Below are 22,619 nucleotides of genomic sequence, written 5' to 3' on the forward strand. Positions count from 1 at the left end.
AACTTAATTCAAAAGACAATGAAAGCATTTGATTCTAATGTCGAGTTAATAGGAGCATCTGTGTTTCCTCCTATTTTTTCGAGATCTGATTTTGTAAAAAAAAGCTTATTAGAAATATTAACTAAGGAGGGCATTCCTGATCCTCAATTAACAGAGTGGTATCCTGTTCAAAAAGTGTCCAATTTTTATAAAACAGTAGCCAAAGAATTTGGACCGAACACTCTTTTTGATATTGGGAAAGCTGCCTTTAATAATATATCCCTTCCTGAAGGATTAACTACACTAGAAGAATTTCTAGAGGTTTTAAATATTATTTATAATACAGGATATAGAAATGGCTACATTGGTTTCATCAAGATGGTTAGTCACAATCGAGCAAAAAAGGAAGTTGTGATTCAATCGTATACACCTTATGTCAATGAGCTAATAAGAGGCTCTCTTACGGCTTTCATTCGCAAATATAAAATGAGTGTCCGAGTAATTAGAGATGAAGAAAAATCTACTATAGAAAGAGGATTTGAGAACAACTGGTATACCGTTACTTATCGCTAAAATTTAATAATTATAATAGGGAAAAAACATTATTCACATACGTTCAAAGTGCAATGAGGTGCACTTTGAACGTATTTATTTTTAGGGGAGTGCTAGTTCTCTTTAGTCCTCTTATTGATTCTATTTTTGCTACCTTTAACCATCAAAAATAAAACCATGAAAACACAGAAAGAATTTGACTTATCCTCTGGGAATAAATACCAATTGATTCAAATCAAAAAAAGCCTTATTCCCAATTATTACCTACTGACATTTCCTAAAAATCAAGGACAACCAACAAGCGAGGAGGTAACAGAAATGCTCCAACTAGGAATCAACCACGCCCAAAGTATCGCTTACGATTTACTGAACGATAAAGAAGCTTTTAGTATTTTATACAGTGGCTATAGTGCTAGGCGTGAAAAGGGTTGGCATGTTCACATTGTCTTATTAGGGAATAGATGGAAAAAAGCATGGCTTTATATCGTTTTATCAGCTAAAAACTTACTGCAAGCGCTAAGACTTAGAAAGGACGATGCCCCTAGGTTAAATGCAAAATAAAGCTCGTTCTAAAAAAAATAACTCTTCAGGAACAGAATCTCATTGAAATATGTTAGAGAGTCACCAAGTATTTTATCCACAACTTAAACCGCTCCAATGAATCTCAAAGCTCCCTTGTTCTCTTTTTTGCTCTTCTGTTCTCTCATTCAATGCACAGCCCCCACTTATAGAACCAAAAAGATCAAACAACCTTCAGCGGCCACAGAACAACTTATAAAAACCACTTACCAAGAGGCAAAACTAACCTCAACGCTTCCTTTTGATCTTTTTAGAACGGCAATGATTGGTTTTTATAATATAGAACAAAAAAAACAATCGGACAAAATCGCAATTATTGACTTTTCAAAACCATCTACTAAAGAACGATTTTATGTCATTGATCTTGATAAAAAAAAACTTTTGCATAGCTGTTTAGTTGCTCACGGAAAAAATTCTGGCAACAAAATTCCTTCTGATTTTTCAAATACGCTCAACTCCAAAAAATCAAGCCTAGGCTTTTTCCTTACGGCTGAAACGTATCAAGGAAAACATGGCTTTTCGCTGCGATTAGATGGAATCGAAAAAGGGATCAATCACAACGCTAGAAAACGATCCATCGTCATTCATGGTGCCGATTATGTCAGTACTAATTATATTAAAAAGCAAGGTAGATTGGGCAGAAGTTGGGGCTGCCCTGCACTTCCTCTAGCACTTTCTGAAGAAATTATCCAATCTATTTCTAATGGCACTTGTCTCTTTATTTATGGAAAGAATGCCTCTTATTTTAAGCATTCTAACTATATTCTACCAATATAAAAAGTCGCCTATGAAAAGTTTTTTCGGTAGTTTAAAACATGAATACTTATTAGAAAAACCACTCAAAGAAATAATCCCTAATCTTGAATTATTAATAAAGGGAACAGATAAATTTGAAGGTAAACTGGAAGAAATTACAGAGAAAAATAATCCTACACAAAAAATCTATAAACTCTCCTTATTCTCAGAGGATACCTTTCGCTATCGACAAAGCATATCGCACTCCCATAAATACACTTGTGATGGGATTATAGTTAATGAGAATAATTTCACTAGAATAGTTATTAATATATACTCCCATGATCAATTAGAATTTGCTAATATTCTTGCTTTTATTTTCATTCTTCTTTTTTCTATCATTTCCTTTTTGAATCGAATAAATCCTTTTCTTTCAATAAAAAGTAATAATTTTGAATTCACACTAATATTTGCTTTTGTTCTAAATTGTCTTTCCATAAGACAGGCTTTTTTATATAAAAAACAAGGTCTAAAAGACGTTGACGAACTGATCGGTAATTTAAAATCAAAAAATCATTGCAACCAACTCTAATTTTAATACTAAGCCTATTCCTAAGTTTTAACTTAGTTAGTCAGCATAAAAATTTCCTAAAAAAACCAGTTGTTATACACAAGGAATTAGACCACAAAGAGCAATGGCGTTTTCTTACAACAGCTATTGGAGATAAAAAAATTGTGTGCTTAGGCGAAAGCCTGCATGGCATCAAAGACCACAATGCCTGCAAACTAGAACTCATTAAATACCTGCATGAAGAAATGGGCTTTAATGTATTGGCAATTGAGTCAGATTTGGCAAAGAGTTACATTGGAAATCTCTATAGAGATCAAATACCAGATCTTCTTTTTTTAGAAAAGGTATTCAGTCCTGTTTGGCATACCGAAAAACATTTGGAGTTGGTGCGTTATATCAAATCACACCCCAAGCTCCAATTAATTGGTTTTGATATCGAAGGGAAAGTGCCTATTGCTACTATTTTTGAAGATTTTGGAATTCCTTTAGATACAACCACTCCTCCAATTCAAAACTTTCTTAAACACTATGCAGATTTTAGAGATCCCTATGGAACAGCTCAGCCTTTTATAGACTATTATCGAGATTCTGTTATGGCGCAAATTGCACAATGGATTATTAAAGATGAATATAGCGGCGAAAAAGTGATTCTATCTGGTGCCAATGCTCATATTTCGAAAGTGGAGGTTCCTGAGTCGATGGCCTATATGGGAGAAATGTTGTTCCATGAATTTAAAGAAGATTATTATGCAATAGGACTTTATCATTCATTGGGAAATCCAACCCATCTATTTCGTGATCTCTACTATGTTAACCAAGAAGCATTGCTACCAAAAAAAAGTTTACAATTTCAGTTGCTTAAATTAAAAAAAGATTACCTTTTTTTAGAGCTTCACCTGCTCGCTAAAAAGAACAAATTCAAATGGGTAAAGGATGAAGTGCTAGATGTTATGCAAACCCAGAAATATCAACAAAAGGTAAATTTAAAACAATCTTTTGATGCTGTGATTTGGATCAAAGAAGTTACCCACCCTATTTATGTAATAGACAGTAAATACCATTATAAAAATCGCCGCTAACAGCATCAAAAAAAGAACAACCAAAACCAATGAAAAACAACATACTAGACTATTCACAACCTCAAGAAGCAAACATCTATACCCAAAAAGCCTTTAAATACTTTGGCTATTCTGGTTTACTATTCAGTATTGCTCTATTGGGAATTATTGGTCAAATCACCCTAGTTCTTGGGTCTGAAATAATGATTTTTATAGTTGGTCTTCCCTTGCTTTCTATTTCAATTACAAGCACAATAGGCTTAAAAAATGCGCTGACCAGTTTCTTAAAAAAAGAACCCCCTCAATCCAAAAAGTACATTGGACTTATTGGGAATTTTATTTTTTTCTTTTTCTTCTTGTTTTTAATCTTCGCCAATTTAGTAGATGTTTTTCATTTTGCTAATTAATGCGGTAAAAGGATCGGACGAATCCCTCTCTTTCGACAAAACAACAAACAGCTCCACCTAGCCACAAACAATTCATTTACAAGCAACTAATATTCTTTGTAATTATTGCAATAGTCTATCCTTTTTACAATCTTAGCATAAAATTTGAACAACACTTCTATAGAAAAACAATAATTACTGGCTATATCCTATAACATTCCCCTATTATATACCTTAAAAATTATTGACTATGCGCTACAAAAGATGGCTAACCCAACGTATACATGAACTTGAATCTAATGCTAACATTATTGAGACAAAACAAGGAATAGTTGAATATCAAATAAGAGGCAATGCCCCCTTTTTGCTATTTTTTCATCCAGGAAATGGCGGTTACGATCAAAGTTTCTTAAATAACCATTTGCTAGAAGCAGGCTTTGGTTGCATCAGCTTTTCAAGACCAGGCTACCTCAGAACGCCCCTTTCTACTGGCAAAACCTTTGCAGAACAAGCCGATGTTGCAGCAGCATTATTAGAACAACTAAACATTCCAACAGTAGCTGTTCATGGAGCATCAATGGGCGGAGCCGCTGCGATTCAGTTTGCTGCTCGACATCCTGAACGAACGACAGCACTCTTATTAACCAGTGCTATATCCACCATATATCCCTACGTTTTTCCATTTTGGGCACGCTTTATGACAGGATCGGACTTCGGTTCGTGGCTCTCGCTCCTATTGCTTAAAAAATTTCCTCAAGTCGTACTAAAAGAAGCGTTGAAACTATCTAGCACCTACAGCAAAGCAGAAGTACAGCAAGAAATAGAAAAAACAATCGATCAGTCCGAAAAATTAGATTTTTTTTATAAAATGACACACAGTACGACTCCTGCAAAATTACGTAAAGCTGGAATTTTTAACGATTTGAAACAGTGTGATCACATAAAAAAAGTACCACTACCACTGCATAAAATTACGTGCCCTACACTAATTGTTCATGGGGATTCAGATGGAGATGTAACTTTTTCACATGCTGAATATTCAAAGCAGCAAATAGCCAACTCAGAACTGCTTACCCTTAAAGACGCTTACCACTTGGTTTGGCTAAGTGATTGGGCTCCTAAAATGAATCAGGCTCAAATTGAGTTTTTACAAAAGTATCATATCGAACAATAAGATACGGTAACAAAAAATAGCCCCAGAAAATTTTGGGGCTACCTATAAATGCCATAAAAGCATCTTATTGCTTGCAAAACTTAGGATCGAAGTCCTTGCTCTTATTTTTAGTCATGATCCGTATACGGTTTAACCTCATTGCTATGTTCTATCGTAGTATTTTCCGCCTCAATATGCGTCACTACAAATTCAACGCGTCGATTCAGTTGGCGACCATCTGCATATTTATTGTTGGCAATTGGTTTGGTTTCTCCATAACCTATATACTTCATTCGTCCAGCATCAATTCCCTGTTCTACTAGATATTCGTAAACCGATTTGGTGCGATTTTCTGACAAATTCTGATTGTAAGCATTATCTCCTCTACTATCGGTATGCCCATGAATTTCGATCTCCATAGATGGATATTCATTCATCAAGTTAACCAACTCATTCAATTGCTCATGAGATTCAGATAACAAAGCCCACTTAGCCGTCTCAAAAAAGACACGATCTAATTTGATTACAGCTCCAACTTCTGGTGCAGGAGCCATTGGCTCTGGCTCTGGTTCTGGTTCTGGCTCAGGTTCGGGTTCGGGCAATTCAACTGTTCGGCACAACATGACATCATCAATAAGATAATAAGCATTATTAAAAGCCTTTTCATCTACTGTTGCTTGAATAGGGTCTTTGACCTCAACCATTTTGGTATCTTCATTCCCAAAGAAATTACCAATACAGATATACTCTGATCGATTGGGTGAAATAAAGGTAAATGAAATTCGCTGCCATTCTCGTTTATCCTGATTGATTAGTTCGCCATAATTAAAATCTGGTTTAATGCTCGTTAATGGCTTCCATCCTTCTTCGCTCAAACGAGTTGGTGACAAAGCCACCCCAATATTATTAGAAACAAATTTGGATAACCTAGCTCGGCAGACCCAAAACTCACAATAATATTCATCTCCTTTTTTTAAAGCGCTTTTTAGCTTTATTTGAATATACTCCCGATAAGTATCATCTCGTTCCGACTCTGGATTATGCGTTAAAATACCCACCATTTTATAGCCAGAACGAGGTTTATCCAAGTCGATGCCATCTCTTTTGGCTCGTTTAATTTCTGAAGGAAGTGCTATTTTTAGATCGGGTGTTGTTTGAGTAGGGCTTTTCCACCCAACGACATTATAGCGAAAAATCCCAGAGCCGTCAACATCTGATTCAGGCCGCCTCCCAATCAATGCTTCAAAATCAGGATTGGGAATTAAATTCTCACCATGCCCTTCTGGTGGTTGAGCACTAAGATTAGTTCCTTGTAAAGCAAAAAAAACGAATAGTAATACAATTTTTTTCATACTTAAGGTTGATAGTTTACAAAAATATGTGTTTCGATTTTAGCAGCTTATTGATTAACTCAATAATTTTCAACAAACTACATAATGAAGTGTAATATCAAATACATTGCCATTCTTTTACCATAAATTTTATCCAGAAAGAACACTCCAGAGAGAAAAGATAGGTTTTCTACTACAAACATTCATTTGAGATAAAATTTACTATTTAAGGTACAATATTAGTCGCAATTTTTAATACACTTTCCAGCTTTATTTATCGTGTACCACTTATTATTCTTAAAAACTCTTGCTTCCCCATTTTTAAAAGGTTCTGTAAACAAAAAATCGCCTGCAATAACACGATTTCCCTTCGTATCAATATAATTCCACTTATCATTTTCTACCTGTACATTTGCCAAGCCCTCACTAAATGCCTGACGGGTAGGATCTGGCTTAAAAAAGTTAACATTCGTATATTTAGGCTCAATCGCTATCTCTAATTCTAGGTTTAAAAAACCCCATTTTCCTTCTTCGCTCAAAAAAGCAGCTAGCCCATTGCTATAAGCCATTAATTCGATGTATTTGGGTTCTAACAATACATTGCCATTAACATCCATGATGCCCCTTAAACCAAGGTATTCATCATAAAACGTAATCCGTCCTTCTCGAACAATACCTATATCTCTAAATGCCAAAGGAATGGTCAATACCCCCGCTTCATTTATCAATCCAAATTTCCCATTTTTAGAAACTACAGCATATCCTTCAAAATATTCACCAAAACTATCGTATAGCGTTGTATCTGAATTTTCATGTTGATGGCAATAGGTTCTTCGAAAGCTATAATCGCCTTCTAAGTTTTTAATTTTTCGATTTTTTGCCACTAAAACATCTTCGTTTATTTCCCAAGTTTCTATATGCGTAAACGTTTCTTTTGAATCCCTTGAATTTGTTGCTACAATTCTCATTTCAGCTTGATTTCCTTCTAGAATTCCTTCTGCTATAAGATTATAGACGGCTTGATTAGCTCTATATATTCTGACTCCCTCCCCCTTTATTTTATTGTTGTAAATACCAAGTTCTATGGCTTCTTCTACCCCATCTTTCGAGAGCTGAAAACAATACCCTACCGCAGTATCTAGCGTATGAGTAATTGGTCCTCCTCCATCATTTTGGGTAGCCCCCCCTGAACCTGTGTCGCTTGTACAGCTCCAAGAGGTCAAAAAAATAAGCGCATAGAATATATAGCAATTTGACTTCATTAAACGATTGTTTTAAGAATTAAAAAATAATAGCTAATTTGTGAATTATTATCTATATAAATAAGTTAATAAGAAGTAACCCTTTAAGGGTCTATTAAAAATAGACTTACTTATCCACTAAACTTTTCAACGATTTGAAGTTTTTTTGTCCCAATACTTCTAGACATTGGAACATCTTTAAGTTTTGATCTTAGACAACAAATAGAAGTGTTCTTCTCATCAAGATTCCTTCTTCGTTTCCGAGCTCAAAATGGGTCTTTTTATGACAAAAAAAAAATTAATTTAGGGTTAACTCACCCAATTTATTTAAGGAAGTTGTTTAAAAATGGAATTTTGTTGATAATGAGTACTAATTTTTAGATAAACAAGGCAAAAATTTTCTTCATAGCAGCGCTATGGAGCAAATTTTTAACGCCGAGTAGCTAAAAATTAGCTTTCATTAGCGATGTAAGGCTATTCTTAAACAACTTCAAGATTATTAATACTAACCATAAATCTTAACAACTAATGTTAAAAACAACCAAATTTCTTTCTGCAATTTTTGCATTTATTATTCTCTTTTCAATGAGTTCTTGTGGCGACAGTGCAAAAGTTGCAGGATCTTCGGACATATCCCAATCTATTCCCGCAGATGCAACAGCTGTTTTTTTGATGAATGCCAAACAACTCATGCAAAAAGCGGATTATGCAACCGTAAAAGAAACGGACTTTTTCAAAGATTGGATACAAGAAGTTGAAAAACAATCGCCTGAAATGGTTCCATTTCTCAATGATCCTGAAGCAGCAGGTATTAGCTTGGCTGGCAACATGGGTTTTTATTTTTCTGTTCCTGAAGACTTTATGAACAGTAGAAATATTGAGGTTGCTTTTATTCTTCCTGTTGCAGACAAAGCAAAAATGGATAAAGCTGTAAAAGTCGCACTTAAAGACAATAAAGAAGCTACACCTGAAACAAAGGATGGTTACACGATTACCAAATTGAACAAACAAATGAGTATGGTGCAAAGCGACCATATTCTAGCATTTACGACGCTTAAAGATGAAACAAAAATCAATAATCTTGTCCACCCTTCTGGCGATAACATCCATACTAATGCCAGTTTTGCTAAGCACATGAAAGCAAACAAAGATGTTATGTTTTGGATGGGTGTAGATCCTCTTGTAACAGCAGCTTTGAATAGCCCATTTACCGCAATGACAATCCGAGGAGGCTTGGCAGGTGCACAGATTCCTGAAGAGGGCTTAAAAGGAAACTCTATGTCGCTTTTCTACGATTTTAAGCAAGGCGAAATGGAAATGGGAACTGCCTTTGATTTCAACGATATTCTAAAAGAAGAATTGGGCGATTTATTTCCGAACAAATTGAATATTGATTATTCTAATTATATCCCTTCTGATAATTTAGCAGCAGCGGCTACTTTTGGTGTGAACTCTGCTGGAGTATTAAACTTTTTGACCAAACGTGGTTGGGATTTATATGCAGATTCATATTTATCAAAAGCTGGTTTGGACTTGGGCAAAATCAGAGATGGTATTACAGGTGATCTAGCAGTAGGCATCTATCCTCCTGCATCGCAAGCAACAGACCCAGGTTTGGTTGTTGCCATGGGTATCAAAGACAAAAAGTTTGTTGAAGGCTTATTTGCACAAGCAGGTCCTTTCCTAAAAAAAGACGGAGACAAATATACATTTACGGGTGGTAGCAATATGATGGATCCTTCCGCTGCTCCAATGCAACTTTTTGCAGTCGTAAAAGATGATATTTTAGTGGTTTCCAACTCTAATGAGCAACTTGAAAAAGCACAAGCAGGAAATAGCAATAAAATTGTAAATGAAATTCAAGATGGTTGGATGGGTATTTATATGGATTATAATTTAATTAACGAAAATTATGATGTTATTGCCAACTACTTGCCAATAGACCCCAATAGCCTAGCCTTTTCAAAAATGATGAATGAGTACCAAAACGTTAGCACAGCAACGTTATTGGCAAAAGGAGATGTTATCAATGGTACAACTACTCTTAAAAACAAAAACGTTAACAGTTTAAAAAGCTTGATTGAATCGTTTGATAAAATGTACAAGGATAGAGCAAAAATTCAGGAACAAATGGATCAACAAATGAAAGATGAATTTGAAGGTTTTGACGAAGAATTTGCTACCGAAAAAGAAAATACCTAGAAAGTAATTAGCTTAGTACAAAAGATGAGTTATCTTGGCAATCAGGATAACTCATCTTTTTGTTAAAAACAAGTCTTTGGATTACAATTGCATGAAAAAAATATACCTTACTGTTACCAATGATTTAACCTATGACCAACGAATGATTCGCATCGGAACTAGCCTTGCAACAGCAGGTTATGAGGTTTGGTTAATTGGTCGTCACCGTTCCAACTCCAAAGCCTTAAAACAGCAAGCGTTTCAACAAAAACGACTATCTTGTTTCTTTAACAAGGGAAAATTCTTTTATTTGGAGTACAATATTCGCCTTTTTTTCTTTTTGTTATGGAATCGTTTTGATGCTGTTTGCAGCATAGATTTAGATACAATTTTGGCGGGTTATTATGCAAGTAAACTCAAACGTAAAATCTGCATTTACGATGCTCATGAATATTTTACAGAAGTTCCTGAAGTAGTTCAACGCCCAACTACCAAACGGATCTGGGAATGGGTCGCTCAACACACCATTCCTAAATTAGAACATGCCTATACTGTTTGTGAGAGTCTACAAAAAGTCTTTAAGGAACGATACCATACTAACTTTGAGGTCATTCGAAATGTTCCCTTCCAACAAAACAACAGTCCCCAACCACTTCCTTTTCAACAGCCGTTTATTTTATTGTATCAGGGCGTTCTAAATGACGGCCGTGGTTTAGAAGAGATGATTGCTGCCATGCAAGACCTTGAAGGGGTAGAATTTTGGCTGGCAGGAGAAGGAGATTGTTCCCAAGCACTTCGAGCACTCACCCAACAACTAGGGCTGAATAATCGGGTAAAGTTTTTGGGGTATGTCCAGCCACATGAATTAACTGAAATTACTAAAAAAGTACACCTTGGAATTAACTTATTGCAAAACAAAGGGCTTAATTATTATTACTCATTAGCCAATAAGTTTTTTGATTACATTCAAGCTCAAAAACCTTCTTTGAACATGAATTTTCCTGAGTATGCAACGATTATTCAGCGCTTTCCTGTTGGCTTACTCTTAGACAACTTAGAGCGTAAAACCATTGTTGAGTGTATTCAGAACCTTGTTAATTCTCCAGATTTGTATTATGACTTGCAAGAACATTGCAAAATTGCCGCCCAAGAATTCATCTGGGAAAAAGAAGAACTAAAACTGATTCAGTTTTATCATAATATCTGGGCTTCAAATTCGCTAACCTAGAAAAAAAAATTGAAGATGATTCATTTGTTTCATCTTCAATTTTTTTAATCCGTAAAGTAGGTTTTATCAACGCTTTTGTATTCTTTTACTACTTGTTTTTGTTTTTATATAATAAATACCTCTCCCTAAATTGGATAAATCCAAAATCGCTTTGGTTTTATTTTGTTCCAATAGGCTCACCAAAATCGTTACATCTTGCCCCAAAGCATTAAATAGTCTAATCTGACTTAGTTCCTCTACTTCTTTTGCCTTTAAAATCACTTGATCCGTAACTGGATTAGGATAAATACTTAATGCGCTTTTTTGTGCTTTCCCTGTTGTTACTGCTCTTATTTCAGAATAAGAGAACTCGCCATCCAAATCAACTTGTTTCAATCGATAATAAGAGATTGGCAAAAGAGCTTGATAATCAAAAATTTTATAGTGTTGCAATTCCGTAGAATTTCCAGCACCATCAACTTTCCCCAATACTTCCCAATCCAATCCATTTGGGGAACGCTCAATCATAAAATAATCAATATTAGTCTCTGAAACTGTTTCCCACTCAATTTGAATGGTTTGATCAGCTATCTTTGTACAATCAAAATCACGTAATTCAGTCGGTAATAAAATACAAAGATCGTTTGCCATCATTTCGGTAGAAACCGTATAAAAAGTTGATGGAGCATTTTGGTTGTTGTATTCTGTGGCAATCCAATCTGCGGTTTCTTCTCTATTGGTAATTTTTACTTCATCAATATTCCCTATAAAATAACTTCCTACTGCTCCGTTTCCGCCTCTCGCTCCAATTCTCAAATCTTGATCGTTTAACGTTAAGGGATTAGAACAATCTACAAAACTCTCTATAAACACACCATTAACATAATGCTTTTGAAGACCACCAGCAAAGACAATAGTTACTTTGCTCCAAGTAGATAGCGGAACAATTCTAGTGCCAGCCCAACGCCAACAACTGGGTCGAGCTGCGGCTTGAAATGCTCCAGTATTATCTTGTAAGCCCATTTCGTAGGTGCTCTCCTTATTCAGAATCATTCCTCGGTCAGCTACCACATTATAATTGGTGGGAAAAATCCACGCACTCATCGTTAACTCTACCAAATCCAAACTCGTTGTTCCAGATTCAGCAACATTTAAATATTGCCCCGAACCGCTAAAATTTCGAGCATCTCCTATTTTCCCTGCAACATTCGTTGTCAGATGGTTCGTGGCATCCATTCCATTAGAAGTTGCATCATCAAAATCGTTATTGGATAGATGATATACTGCTGCAACATTTGCGCCCCAAATCGATTTGGTAGATGGATTGCTAGTAACGGCATTATTTCCATAATACATGTGAATTTCTGTATTCGCACTTGCACTTAACGAAGGAATATTTACCCATGCAATATACTCCCCTGTTGCAGGATCATATTTTTCTATTTGATGATGAAGGCTTGTATTACAATCATCTAAAGTAAATGTTATGTCATATCCATTGGCATTTTCTACTTTTCCTCCATTGGCAACCAACCTCAAATCGGGGTCTGTAAAACTAACTAACAAAGGAAAGTTTGAGAGCGTAGAAGTTCCTGAAACTTGCGAAGATTGAATTTCTATTTGCTTGCCAAATCCATAATTGGTCGGTTGGGCTAAGGCAATAACGGTAAGGTGCATCAAGCTAATGATGCCAATAAGTGGTTTCATTTTTAATTTATTTTCTATCAAAATTTGCTAAAAATCAATAATTTTTGTTTGGGGAAAAATTATTGATTTATGTATTAACTCAATAATAGGGCACAAAGGTAATAAAAGATTAACTATTTCACCAAACAGAAAAGTTATTTCAATAACAACTAAATATTTGGTTCCCAAGAATGTTATATACATAAAAAAAACAAACCATTCCCTTTCAGCCTTTATTCATTCTTTATCAAGCTTAAATAGTTTATGTTTTATTATAATATATTTTCACTTTGTATAATCAACTCTTAATCAATAATAAAGTTTAACCATTTAGTTGCTTGTTTTTTATCTCTAAAAACCCATAAATCTGGTCTTAACTTTCCTCTTCCAGATACTTTCCTCTTGATAACAAACAACTCCATACTCCTTATAGTAAAACCTAATACACGCAGCCATACCTTGCTTTTTCATGAAAAAAGAAAAAAATTAGCAGACTACTCTTATCTTTATACCAAGTAACCATTGAACCATACGGCATAACTATTGCTCATCCTATATGAAAAAAACCTTAACGGTATGAATCACATCAATTGCCTTTTACTCCTTTTATTCAGCAATTTGACTTTTGCTCAACCCCAAGGTGACAAAGCCTCTTATAGCTTGCACTTGGTAGAATTAGTTGATAAAAAAGGGAGCTTATACAGTGTTTTTCATCCAGAAGAATACCTAACAGCAAAGGCTTTGGATCGGCGATTGAACCAAGGTATTTTAATTGATCAGTTAGACCTTCCCATTTCTCCAAATTATATTCAAAAAATTGTTCAGCTAGGAGCTCCTATTCAGGGAAAATCAAAATGGTTGAACGCTCTAGCCGTCCATACGGAAAGCATCAAAACACTGAATAAAATTAAGAACTTGCCCTTTGTAAAATCTGTTCAACCGCTTGGTAAATTTCGCAATGCAAAACAAGGTAAACTGTACAGTAAACGCCCCCCTATAGATAGTTCCAACCATCAGGCGAATTATTATGGTCTTGCCGACCGTCAAATTGATATGCTCAAAGGAAAAGCCTTACATCAATTGGGATATACAGGCAAGGGGGTTCATGTTGCTATTGTGGATGGAGGTTTTAGAAATACCTATAGGATGACTGTATTTGATAGCTTATACCTAAAGGATAAGCTTTTGGGCACGCAAGATTTTGTAGATGGAGATGATTTTGTCTATGAGAGCAGTGTTCACGGTACCAATGTATTGTCTATTATGGCAGCTAATCGCCCCCATTTGATGGTCGGAACAGCTCCTGATGCTTCTTATTATCTATTTAAAACAGAAGATGTAAGAGGAGAATACAAAGCCGAAGAATTTAATTGGGTCGTGGCTTTAGAGCATGCCGATAGTCTTGGAGTAGATGTGGTCAATTCATCCATGGGGTACAACCGCTTTAGAGATACGGCCATGTCTTACCAATACCATGATTTAGACGGAAAAACAACACTCATTACTCAAGGCGCTAACATTGCCACTGCCAAAGGAATTTTTATTGTTAATGCAGCAGGGAATCAAGGGCACAAGGATTGGCATTATTTAGCAGCTCCTGCTGATGCGCCAAATGTTTTTACGGTGGCTGCTGTTGATGAGCATCAAAAACGAGCGAACTTTAGTTCTTGGGGTCCTACTTATGATGGACGGATTAAACCTGATGTTGCGGCACAAGGAAGTAATACCGCTTATGCTTCTATGATAAAATATGATGTAGGCTATGGGGACGGCACTTCTTATGCTTGTCCTGTAATAGCAGGGATGGTTGCCTCTTTAAAACAAGCATTTCCCACCTTAAACAATGCTATTATCCAACAGGCTATTCGAAACAATAGCCACCAAGCCACTCGTCCAGACTCTTCTTTAGGTTATGGCATTCCCAATTTCTGGGACACTTATCTATCTCTATCTGATTCTAGCATCTTTATCCAAAAAACAGGTGCCCTAAATTGTTCAAAAAAAATCATCCGCACTGCTGCTCATGTTTATGTTGAAACAACCGAACAAGCAACCGTTCTAGAACTAACCCTTTACAATCTTTGGGGGCAGCAATTACACCAACACCACAAAGAACTTCCTGCTAATACGATTAATAAAGTATCTATTTCTAATTTTCAACAATATGGATCAGGAGTATATGCACTCAAAATAAAAATAGGCGACCAGACTCAATGGATTGAATTGGTTCGTTAGTTGATTCGTCGAGCCAACGATACTATATTTCTAAATATTTGTTACTTTGGGAGATTTCATCTTATAATCATAAAAAGTCATGTTCAAAAAGTTATATTTGTAAGGTAGCTTGCAATTCTCTCCCATAAAATTTTAGCGCACTCTTTAGCTGTAATTTGGGGTATTTCCCTACAAGATTATCTACAAAAACTTTCAAAAATAACGGAATGAAACTATTAACATTGCTATTTATTATAATTGTTTTTACAAGCAGTCCTAATCTTGCTCAAAAAGTAGATTACAACCATCACAACCATAGCTTGCATTGGGTCGAATTGACGGACAAAAACAAGACTCCTTATAGCATTTTTCGCCCGCAAGATTTTTTGTCTGCCAAAGCAATACTGCGCAGGGAGACAATGGGGATTCCGCTAGAAGAAAATGATCTTCCAATTACGCCTGCCTACATTCAAAAAATTAAATCGATGGGGGCTCCTATTCACGCCAAATCAAAATGGCTAAATTCATTAGCCATCCATACCAGAGATGAAGCACTATTAGAAGCCATTCGCAAATTACCTTTTGTTAAGTCGGTAAAACCATTGGGCAAATATAGAAAAGTAAGTAAACCCATACTCAAAAAAAATCGTCCAGCAGTGGATCCTTCCAAACACGAAATTGATTATTATGGTCAAGCAGATAATCAAATCAAAATGCTAGGAGGCGATGTCTTGCACAATTATGGTTATACGGGCAAAGGGATTCATGTTGCCATTTTTGATGGTGGTTTTTTAAATGTATATCGAATGCCAGTTTTTGATAGCATTTATGCCAACAATCGCTTATTGGGGACGCATGATTTTGTAGAAGGCGATGATTTTGTCTACGAAGGTAGTTCTCACGGTACTAATGTATTGGCTTGTATGGGTTCCAAAGCTCCTCATTTAATTGTCGGAACGGCTCCCGATGCTTCTTATTATTTATTTAAAACGGAAGATGTTAAAGGAGAATTTAGAGTGGAAGAGTTTAACTGGGTGGCTGCACTAGAGCATGCCGATAGTATTGGGGTTGATGTTATTAATTCATCCTTGGGATATACTGGCTTTAATGACTCTACCATGTCTTATAAATACCATCAATTAGATGGCAAAACAGCCTTGTGTAGTAGAGGTGCTGAAATTGGCGCATCTAAAGGGCTCTTGATTGTAAATAGTGCAGGAAACGAAGGGGATGGCAAATGGCATTACATTGGTACGCCTGCTGATGCCAAAGGCGTTTTGAGTGTTGCTGCGGTTCGCCCCAATGGAACAAGAGCCAGTTTTAGCTCTTGGGGTCCAACCGTAGATGGACGCATTAAACCCGATGTAGCCGCTCAGGGACGCTATACAGTTGTTGCTTCTATGGACAAGTACAATATCACTCGCACCAACGGAACTTCTTTTTCCTCTCCTGTTATGGCTGGGATGGTCGCTTCTCTAAAACAGGCCTTTCCAAACAAAACTAGTGAAGAAATCAAAGATGCCATTCGATTGAGCGGTAGCATTTCTTACCAACCCGATTCTTCCTTGGGTTATGGTATTCCCAATTTCTTTTTTGCCTACATGACAATGTTGGAGGCGAGTATCATTATTGATCATAAGGGGGGAATGTATTACACGCCCAAGCCCATCCAAGAGCAATTGCACTTATTTATAGAACAACGCAAACCTGCTTCCTTAAAAGTGACCATTTACGACAAAATGATGCAGGAGAAGTTCCAATATACAGGAGCAACAAAGGGCAAAGAAATTAAAGAAATTCGTCTTCCCAATGTTCGAGAATATCCTTCAGGGCTCTATATTATCAAAATAGAAGTAGATGCCTATCCTTATTGGGTAGAAATGGTAAAAGAGTGATTAGAAATGGGTACTATGAGTGGTGTTCTTTATTAATCTGTAGCGACAAACCTCATTGTTTCTTTTTATTGAAGTGAACATTGGAAGTTTTAATCTAACATCCCCATTTTAGAGACAAAATCGCAAAAACGGGATAATCAACACCTCTTGTTCTTTTTGCATTAGCTTCGCTGCTACTCCGTGGTGTTATTTTAAAACTTTTTATTGCAAATAATAGCATCAAAAACACTTGGAACAATACATTTATTTTACCACTAAAACCCCCTATTTATGTATCTAAATAAAGCAAAAACAATCCTAAAGGAAATAAATCCTATCTTAGAAAAACAATTACTTCCTTGTTCTATTGATGAAGTCCTACAACTGGAAAAAATTATCCAGACCAAACTACCACTTGCTCTTAAAGAATTTCTCTTGTGGATGGGTAAAGGTCCTTCTGATATTTTATGTGGGAGTGATTTTTTCTATAACTGTTGGATGAATAATGACTTTTTAGATTGGGCGCAAGAATTGCTTGAAGAAAATAAAACTTCAACAGATGTCATCCAAGAATCTTTTATTCTATTATTCCACCAAGGCTATTATTTTCAATTTATTCCATTGAACCAAGGAGATAACCCTCCTGTTTTTGAGTATTTGGAAGGGAAAAAAATAAGAAAACTACATGCTTCATTTTCTACATACATTGAAGAGTCTATAGTAAAAGAAAATTGCCAGCTCCCTACTTCTCTATGGATTGATTTAGAAGAAGACTTAACTAATCATAATTCATTAGATGAAAAAATAGAATCAATAAGCTTCAACACCTTCCAAACCTCTAGTTTACCAAAGAAAATTTTTGATTTTATCAACCTAAAAGAATTAGACTTAAGGGGCTTAGGGTTAAAACTTCTATCCCCCAAAATAGAAAACTTAGTCCATCTAAAATTACTAAATATCAATTCCAACCATTTAGAAAACCTTCCTAAAGAGCTTTTTGCCTTATCAAACCTAGAACAGCTTTATTTATCTTCCAATCGCTTAAAAAAAATACCGCCAGAAATCAAAGAGTTAAAAAAACTTAAGAGCTTAAGTATAAATGGAAATTTACTGAACAAAAAACAGATCGATGAATTACAGACAATGCTAAAAGGAGTAGACATTTATCACGGATAACTATTAGTAATAATATTCATGACCATCATATTTCATAAACCTACATTAACATAAAATTCTTCTTTTTCTATAAAAAAAGCACTATTTTATGCTTCTATTTTTCACCTTCTAAAGGCATGCTATACATGAAAAAAGTTCCGATTATCCCAGCCGATCATTGGTTTATGAGAAACTCCTTGGTCATTCTAAAAGATCCGCTTGCTTTTTTTATAAAAATGTTTGCTGAATATGGTGATATTTACGATGTCAATTCCAATTTTTTCACCATTTATGTCGTTGCCAATCCTGCTTATATTCAAGAAATTATGGTCAGCAACAAGAAGGATTATGCCAAGAGTGATGATTATAAAATTCTAAAATATTCTTTGGGAAATGGCTTATTAACCAGTGAAGGGGATTTTTGGAAAAAACAGCGGCGCATTGCTCAACCTGCCTTTTATAGAGACAGTATGAAGCTGCTGTTGGATACCATGATTGCTTCTACCCAAGCTACCATCCAAACATGGAAATCCAAAAAACAAGTACAATTAACCGACGAAATGCATTTTTTGACGCTTGATATTGTCACCAAATGCTTGTTTGGAACCACCTTAGAAAGTGATTATAGCAAAATTCAAGAATCCATTACCATTGGCAATGAATATTTGGCTGAAAAAATCATGAAGCCGTTTACGCCTCCCATTTGGTTGCCCACTGCCAAAACTAAGCGTTACAAAAAATCTAGAAAATACAGCAGTGATGTTATCTTAGACATTATCAAAAAGCGAGAAAAAGACAGCACAGAACATCACGATTTGTTGAGTATGTTAATGAATGCTCAGGATCAGGATACGGGAGAAAAAATGAGCCCTCAACAGCTAAAAGATGAGTCCATGACCATTTTTGTAGCTGGTCATGAGACGACTGCCAATGCACTCAGTTGGACTTTTTATTTATTGGTTCAACATCCCGACAAGCTACAATTGCTTTTGGATGAAATTGAGACGGTACTTCAAGGAGAAGTTCCCAATTTTCAAAGCTTAAAAGAGCTTAGCTATACTCAAATGGTTATCGAAGAAGCCATGCGTATCTATCCGCCAGCTTGGTCTATTGGTCGCAAAGTAGCCCAAGATACCACCTTAGATGGCTATCCTCTAAAAAAAGACATCCGCCTAATTTTAGATGTTTATACCTTACACAGACATCCCGACTACTGGGAAAACCCCAATAATTTTGAGCCCGAACGCTTCTCCCCAGAGCGAAAAAAACAACGCCATAAATATGCTTATATTCCATTTGGCGCAGGGCAGCGGATGTGTATTGGGAATAACTTTGCACTCATGGAAATGAAAGTTGTTTTGGTGCTGTTGTTGCAACATTTTGAGCTAAAATTGGCTAAAAATGCTCCTGAAGTAGTCCCTGAACCGCTCATTACCTTACGCCCTAAAAATGGTATCTTAATGGATATTGCCCCTCGCTAAAATAGGGGGATTAATCCCCCAGAATTGGCGCAAAAATATCTTCGTCCCAACCGCCTTCTTGCCAAGTTTGATAACTTTTGATATTGGTAATTGCAATATCGGCAATGCCTGCATTATGATTTTGAGCAATTTTAGCTCCTGAAGCTAAGGTTTTCCAGTTTTCCCAAGATACCTCAATTCCCCCAATAGGAATGATTCCAACCCACATTCGCCAAGCCTTAGGCAAACCGTCCTCATTCAGCATCCAAAGATAAGAATCTCCTGGCGTTACTCCCCCTGTAGGATACGTAACCAACAAGCCCTTTGTGCCATCTTCTAAATCAACTGCTCTTAATTCAGGATTTCCATTTCGAATTTGTACATAGCCGTTCATCCAAAAAGCATCGTTGGTAAAATAAGAATAAGCGGTTTCTAGAATGCTTGGGTCTTCGGCTTGTTCCTGTCCATCTCTATAGATTTTTCCTTTCATGGTATTGGGATTTAATAAAACACTATAATCTTTCCAAGACACCTTTACTAAATGGCGTTTTTTGTCCCATACAAAGTCGTGCATTCCTACAAATGTCCATTCTACGTAATTGGTAGAATCCCAAGCTTCCTGATTAACGGCTTGCAACATTTTATTGGCCAATGCTTCTGCTTCCGCTCCTTGTTTTCCTTCTGGAAGGGGTTGGTTGTAAACTAAATAAAGTACAGCAAAAGCAACCAATAATAAAGCAATAACAATCCCTAATGCTTTTAATAATCTTTTTCCTATTTTCTTAATCATAATTGATTTTTGGTGAGGTGAATGTGTTTTTATATTTTTAGCATACAAATAAAATACTATTATACAACCAAAACAGATAAAACAGTACAGCACCATAAAAGTTTAATCCTAGATCTACTTTTTTTGGTAGAAAAAAATAGTTATTGGAAGCCCCTAGGCTGCAACCTAGAATCTAAGCTTCTTTTTTTATCATATTGTCTTTGCTTCGGTATACCACAACCATCATAAAAACACATAAAAAACCGATTAGTAAAAGCATGCCGCCAATAAATAGAGCCGAAGTGTCATTAATTGTTACTTCTTGGGGAGCATTGGGATTATACACCACCTCTATTTTTTTGCCCATTACACAGTAAGAATCGTAAGCAGCAACAACTGTCGTTCTATACGCATCATAACTCAACATCAAATGGCAATCTCCATCATTGTATGCCGTTGATTCTTTTACAAAGTCAACCACTGTTGCCACTGTTTTTACCCCATTGCTTAAAAAACGTTGTGTCGTCACATAGTGCTGAGCTCCTGTTATCATCAAAAACAGTCCGATTAACAACAATGCTATTTCTAATTTGTGTTGTTTCCAATTGAACAGACATTCTCTAACTGTATTTCCAATGCCTTGCATAAGTGGTGGTTTTTGTAGTTTACATTATTGTTCTTTGCCTCTCAAACCATTTGACAACATAGAAACCAACAACCAAATTGAAACCAAAATAGAAACTCGTCCTATCAAGTCACCATAACGTGTATAAAAAGTGGTTTTGTCATTGAGGTAAATATCATCTCGAATAGCAATAGGCTCATCATAGTTAGAAGCACGATAAACATCGCCTCTACTATTGATAAAACAAGAGATTCCTGTATTGGCAGAACGAACCACATAACGCCTATTTTCTATGGCCCGCAAAGAAGATAAGTATAAGTGTTGTCGATGTCCTATGCTATTGTCCCACCAACCATCATTGGTAATGACAAATAAGGCTTCTGCTCCTTCTTTTACATAATCCGTTACATAATCGCCATAAATTGATTCATAACAAATCAAAGGTCCTACTTTGCCATATTTAGAGGAAAATACAGCTCGCTGATCTTGGGTTCCTAAACTTAGCCCAGGTGCGCCTCCCAAATCTAAGATAAGGCTCTTAAAAAAGGAAATATTCCCAATATAAGGCATACTCTCTGCTCCAGGTACTAATTTTGATTTTTTGTAATAAGGAATAGATTGGCTTTCTGTATTCAACTGAATCGCTGCGTTGTGGGAATCGAAATATTCACAAGAATTCTGTTTACCACCACAATAAGTATAAACATGAGGTGGGTGCTTCTCTCCCTTTTTGTAGTAAATATAAGCGCTTAGACCTGTTATAATATTTAAATGATCGTATTTAGCATTAAATGCTTTTAGTTTTTGGATGATGGGAGAAGCCTCTAGTTTGTTTGCCTCAAGCCTTCTGAAAGAAGTTTCAGGGAATAATACATAGGCGGTTTTATTCGTCACTCCTTCCTCTGTTAGCTTAATAAACTGTTTCAGTTGTTCTTCTTGTGGAATGTTAAATTTTTCGTAATGTGGTTCATAATTAGGCTGCACACTAAGCACTTCAACAGATTTGGCAGTTGTTACCTCATAATTGTAATAGATTCCCAAAGAAATAATAAGGGGCAATAATACAACAATAAGCGGGCGAATTAGAGCAGTCCCCCATGAAAAATTGTCTTCTTTTTTTAGGTAAGAAAACAAAATATTTGCCAGCCAAATATTAAGGACTAAAATCCATAAAGAGCCACCAAAAACACCTGTAAATTCATACCATTGAACCAAAGAAGGTAGATGGGCAAAACTATTTCCCAAGGTCAACCAAGGCCAAGAAATGTCCCAAGTCATGTGCCCAATCTCAAAGGTCATCCAATAACTAACAAAGCCTAAGTTAGCGGCCCGTTGCCCCATATTTTTTTTCGTAACGTGATAGAACACGAAGGGAATGCACATAAAAATAGCATTGAGCGTATTGCCCAACATCCCTGCAATAAAAGAACTATTTTGAATCCACCAAGTGCTTAATAAGTTCCAAATTAGAAAACTATTAAAGGCAAATTTAAACACCGTCCATTTGGAATGCTTCACCTTGGCTTCCGTTATAATATGCTCAACCCAAAGCAAGGGAACAAAACCAACAAACATCAAAAAGAAAGTAGGCATGGGCATAAAACCTCCTGCCAGTAAAACACCTGAGGCACAACTGGCCAATAACAATTGGTTCGCCTGAGGCAACGGAGTTCTCATACCTCCAAACAACGCTAAAATTCCTCCCCACAAAAACAACCAAAACCACAATACTCGTTGTCCCCACAACTGTTTTTGGTGGTATAAATTCATTAAATCATAACCCAAATAAGCAGCAATTAATAAGCAGACAACTCCTATTATTAACCTTGCTTGTCTTTCTTTTTTCATTCTATTTTTTTAGTT

The 22,619-nt window shown here is 36.0% G+C and carries 19 protein-coding genes; 13 read left to right on the forward strand and 6 right to left on the reverse strand.

All coding sequences use genetic code 11. The features are described from left to right. Positions 1-18 precede the first annotated feature (18 nt). From AsAng_RS09035 to AsAng_RS09065, 7 genes are all read left to right on the forward strand, one after another. On the forward strand, positions 19-552 hold the full coding sequence (locus AsAng_RS09035) for a hypothetical protein (RefSeq protein ID WP_264792448.1): 534 nt from the start codon (positions 19-21) through the stop codon (positions 550-552). A gap of 156 nt (positions 553-708) precedes the next feature. Then, complete coding sequence (locus tag AsAng_RS09040) at positions 709-1,092, forward strand: hypothetical protein (protein ID WP_264792449.1); 384 nt, start codon at positions 709-711, stop codon at positions 1,090-1,092. A 96-nt stretch (positions 1,093-1,188) separates the two neighbouring features. Further along, positions 1,189-1,887 carry a murein L,D-transpeptidase catalytic domain family protein gene (locus AsAng_RS09045; RefSeq protein ID WP_264792450.1) on the forward strand — a complete coding sequence of 233 codons (699 nt, stop codon included), beginning with the start codon at positions 1,189-1,191 and terminating at the stop codon, positions 1,885-1,887. A 10-nt stretch (positions 1,888-1,897) separates the two neighbouring features. After that, positions 1,898-2,437, forward strand: coding sequence for a hypothetical protein (locus AsAng_RS09050; RefSeq protein WP_264792451.1), 540 nt, complete (start codon positions 1,898-1,900; stop codon positions 2,435-2,437). After that, complete coding sequence (locus tag AsAng_RS09055; RefSeq protein WP_264792452.1) at positions 2,422-3,495, forward strand: erythromycin esterase family protein; 1,074 nt, start codon at positions 2,422-2,424, stop codon at positions 3,493-3,495. The genes AsAng_RS09050 and AsAng_RS09055 overlap by 16 nt, the downstream gene beginning before the upstream one ends. A gap of 29 nt (positions 3,496-3,524) precedes the next feature. Further along, positions 3,525-3,881: a hypothetical protein gene (locus tag AsAng_RS09060; protein ID WP_264792453.1), complete on the forward strand. Its 357-nt coding sequence runs from the start codon at positions 3,525-3,527 to the stop codon at positions 3,879-3,881. 229 nt (positions 3,882-4,110) lie between these two features. Continuing rightward, complete coding sequence (locus AsAng_RS09065; protein WP_264792454.1) at positions 4,111-5,034, forward strand: alpha/beta fold hydrolase; 924 nt, start codon at positions 4,111-4,113, stop codon at positions 5,032-5,034. 107 nt (positions 5,035-5,141) lie between these two features. On the opposite strand, the gene AsAng_RS09070 is transcribed toward AsAng_RS09065, so the two are convergent. After that, entirely contained in the window at positions 5,142-6,365 is a 1,224-nt protein-coding gene (locus AsAng_RS09070) for an OmpA family protein (protein ID WP_264792455.1), read from the reverse strand. A gap of 218 nt (positions 6,366-6,583) precedes the next feature. Further along, positions 6,584-7,606, reverse strand: coding sequence for a WG repeat-containing protein (locus AsAng_RS09075; RefSeq protein WP_264792456.1), 1,023 nt, complete (start codon positions 7,604-7,606; stop codon positions 6,584-6,586). 507 nt (positions 7,607-8,113) lie between these two features. On the opposite strand from AsAng_RS09075, the gene AsAng_RS09080 reads away from it, so the two are divergent. Together AsAng_RS09080 and AsAng_RS09085 are read left to right on the forward strand one after the other, a co-directional pair. Continuing rightward, on the forward strand, positions 8,114-9,787 hold the full coding sequence (locus AsAng_RS09080; protein WP_264792457.1) for a DUF4836 family protein: 1,674 nt from the start codon (positions 8,114-8,116) through the stop codon (positions 9,785-9,787). 91 nt (positions 9,788-9,878) lie between these two features. After that, positions 9,879-10,994, forward strand: coding sequence for a glycosyltransferase (locus tag AsAng_RS09085; RefSeq protein WP_264792458.1), 1,116 nt, complete (start codon positions 9,879-9,881; stop codon positions 10,992-10,994). Between the two features lie 66 nt (positions 10,995-11,060). On the opposite strand, the gene AsAng_RS09090 is transcribed toward AsAng_RS09085, so the two are convergent. Beyond that, positions 11,061-12,680, reverse strand: a complete 1,620-nt coding sequence (locus AsAng_RS09090) for a DUF2341 domain-containing protein (protein WP_264792459.1) — start codon at positions 12,678-12,680, stop codon at positions 11,061-11,063. A 555-nt stretch (positions 12,681-13,235) separates the two neighbouring features. Between AsAng_RS09090 and AsAng_RS09095 the strand changes: the two genes are divergently transcribed. The 4 genes from AsAng_RS09095 to AsAng_RS09110 all read left to right on the forward strand — a co-directional run bounded on the left by AsAng_RS09095 (position 13,236) and on the right by AsAng_RS09110 (position 19,383). After that, positions 13,236-14,894: a S8 family serine peptidase gene (locus AsAng_RS09095; protein ID WP_264792460.1), complete on the forward strand. Its 1,659-nt coding sequence runs from the start codon at positions 13,236-13,238 to the stop codon at positions 14,892-14,894. 206 nt (positions 14,895-15,100) lie between these two features. After that, positions 15,101-16,768, forward strand: coding sequence for a S8 family peptidase (locus tag AsAng_RS09100; RefSeq protein WP_264792461.1), 1,668 nt, complete (start codon positions 15,101-15,103; stop codon positions 16,766-16,768). A gap of 270 nt (positions 16,769-17,038) precedes the next feature. Further along, the gene (locus AsAng_RS09105) at positions 17,039-17,923 is read left to right on the forward strand and encodes an SMI1/KNR4 family protein (protein ID WP_264792462.1); all 885 of its coding nucleotides are present in this window, start codon (positions 17,039-17,041) and stop codon (positions 17,921-17,923) included. Between the two features lie 125 nt (positions 17,924-18,048). Continuing rightward, entirely contained in the window at positions 18,049-19,383 is a 1,335-nt protein-coding gene (locus AsAng_RS09110) for a cytochrome P450 (RefSeq protein WP_264792463.1), read from the forward strand. Positions 19,384-19,393: 10 nt separating this feature from the next. Here the strand turns inward: AsAng_RS09110 and AsAng_RS09115 are convergent, their stop codons facing one another. The 3 genes from AsAng_RS09115 to lnt all read right to left on the reverse strand — a co-directional run bounded on the left by AsAng_RS09115 (position 19,394) and on the right by lnt (position 22,604). Further along, entirely contained in the window at positions 19,394-20,152 is a 759-nt protein-coding gene (locus tag AsAng_RS09115; protein WP_264792464.1) for a hypothetical protein, read from the reverse strand. Between the two features lie 172 nt (positions 20,153-20,324). Continuing rightward, a complete protein-coding gene (locus AsAng_RS09120) occupies positions 20,325-20,777 on the reverse strand; it encodes a DUF3592 domain-containing protein (RefSeq protein WP_264792465.1) in 453 nt (150 codons plus the stop codon). A gap of 24 nt (positions 20,778-20,801) precedes the next feature. Further along, positions 20,802-22,604: an apolipoprotein N-acyltransferase gene (gene lnt, locus AsAng_RS09125; protein ID WP_264792466.1), complete on the reverse strand. Its 1,803-nt coding sequence runs from the start codon at positions 22,602-22,604 to the stop codon at positions 20,802-20,804. Positions 22,605-22,619 lie beyond the last annotated feature (15 nt).

Source organism: Aureispira anguillae (assembly GCF_026000115.1).
GTDB classification, from domain to species: Bacteria; Bacteroidota; Bacteroidia; order Chitinophagales; family Saprospiraceae; genus Aureispira; species Aureispira anguillae.